This window comes from Candidatus Cloacimonadota bacterium (assembly GCA_011372345.1).
Classification (GTDB): domain Bacteria; phylum Cloacimonadota; class Cloacimonadia; order Cloacimonadales; family TCS61; genus DRTC01.
Genome location: DRTC01000217.1, coordinates 1 through 1,779 on the forward strand (window position 1 = coordinate 1; position 1,779 = coordinate 1,779).

Sequence of the window (1,779 nt, forward strand, 5' to 3'; positions counted from 1 at the left end):
CCTTTAGAGAAAATGCTTCGAGAAACAAATGAAAAAGAACAATTAGCAATGCTCAATTTCGAATTAGCTCTGATGTATAATAAGTTAAAAATAAAAGAAAAAACAGAAATCTATCGGAAAAAAGCAATTGAGTTAAACAAGAATCTTTATGCAAAAACACCGAATATTAATTTCATAGATAGATATGAAGAATTGGAAAAACTAACTTCCGAAGTTTGAATCGCCTACTTCTAAATTAAGATGTTCTTCTTGCTTATCCTATTTCATCAGGATCATTTTTCTGATTTTCTCAAAGTTACCTGATTTCAATTTGTAGAAGTAAACTCCCGAAGAAACCGGTTTGTTGTTGTCATCTTTTCCATTCCAAATCACAGAATACCGACCTGCTGAAAGCTGATCGCTGACAAGCTGCTTCACTTTCTGTCCTTTCAGATTATAAATGATCAACTTTGTTTGTTCGTTTTGTTGGTTTTGTTCGATGCTGAATTCTATCTTTGTAGAGGGATTAAATGGATTGGGATAATTATTATTGAGCGATGTAATTACCGGAATCAAATCTTCTACAGCGAATACATTCTGATTTTCATAAGCTCCCATATCGATCCTTTCACCGTAAACTCGCAGATTTCCGGCAAGATCAAATTCCGGTAAATTCAAGCCGGTTGTATCGGGAGTTCCGGTATTTATGCAGGGAGACAGATCCTGAAGTGAGAAGGGATAATCACCTGTTCCCACAAATAATGGTTCGTTGTCGATATTTCCTTCCAACCAGTTCACGATACCATTATCGTTTGTCTCAATTCCTTCTTCTCCTTCTTGAATATCCGAATATGTAATTGTAATCGAATTAGGGGAAGTATCTCCATGAAAGCGGATTTCATGGGGCACATTATCCCATAAAATACAATTTGTTAAAATAGGATCAGAATTTGATAAGCAAGAAATTCCTCCTCCAAGATCCGCTGAATTACCGGATACTGTTATATTTGTTAAAATCGGATCAGAATTATAACAATACATTCCACCGCCAAAGTTTATTGAAATGTTATTTACAACCACAACATTTTGGATGAGAATATCCGAATTCAGACAGGCAATTCCTCCGCCGGAAGTGGCTTCATTTTCTTTGATCAGAAGATTTTTCAATGTCGGTTGAGAATTATAACAAAGAATACCTCCACCAATAAGTCCTTCTCCATTTGTTATTGTAAAGCCGTCCAGAACTGCTTCCGCATTTTCTTCATTTTCAAAGGTTACAACACAATCCATCTGATCTCCATTGATTATTGTATTTTCAAATCCTTCTACAGATTTTATTGTAACATTTTTCCCGCTAAAATCGATGTTTTCAAAATATTCTCCGGGTTGAACTAGAATTATCCCTCTGTTATAAACTAAACTTAAAGCATATTGAATGGTAGCTAAAGGATTTTCTTCGGTGCCGTCACCGGTTTCGTCAGAACCGTTTACGGATACATAAATTTCTGAGTTTTGAGGTCCTTCAAGTGGATTTTCATAAACTCCAATATCCGGGAAAGAACCAGCAGGATTGGGTCGAGGATTGCCATCAATATCATATTCCGGTGCTTGCCAGTTCTGATATTCCATTATCCCGGATCCGATAAGCTGGCTAAGACCCAAAAGGTGATAATCACCTTCTTCAGGATTTGAAAACAGGGGATCGATATCATAATTAGTTCCACCTCCTTCACTTCCCTGTATATCAGAATAATGCATTTCATAATTACCTGTTATTTCGTTGGGAGAATTGTTCCAGAG

Annotated in this window: 2 protein-coding genes; one reads left to right on the top strand and one right to left on the bottom strand. The window is 36.3% G+C overall.

The window, feature by feature from the left end:
• The first annotated feature begins 12 nt into the window (after positions 1–12).
• Positions 13–219 (top strand): hypothetical protein, encoded by a 207-nt coding sequence (locus ENL20_04205; protein HHE37759.1) that lies wholly within the window; start codon positions 13–15, stop codon positions 217–219.
• A 39-nt stretch (positions 220–258) separates the two neighbouring features.
• Here ENL20_04205 and ENL20_04210 read toward each other — a convergent pair.
• A partial coding sequence (locus ENL20_04210) for a T9SS type A sorting domain-containing protein (protein ID HHE37760.1) occupies positions 259–1,779 on the bottom strand: 1,521 nt, incomplete at its 5' end.

Excerpts from the sequence above, each read along its gene's own strand:
- ENL20_04205 (HHE37759.1), top strand. The coding sequence starts at position 13 with ATGCTTCGAGAAACAAATGAAAAAGAACAATTAGCAATGCTCAATTTC.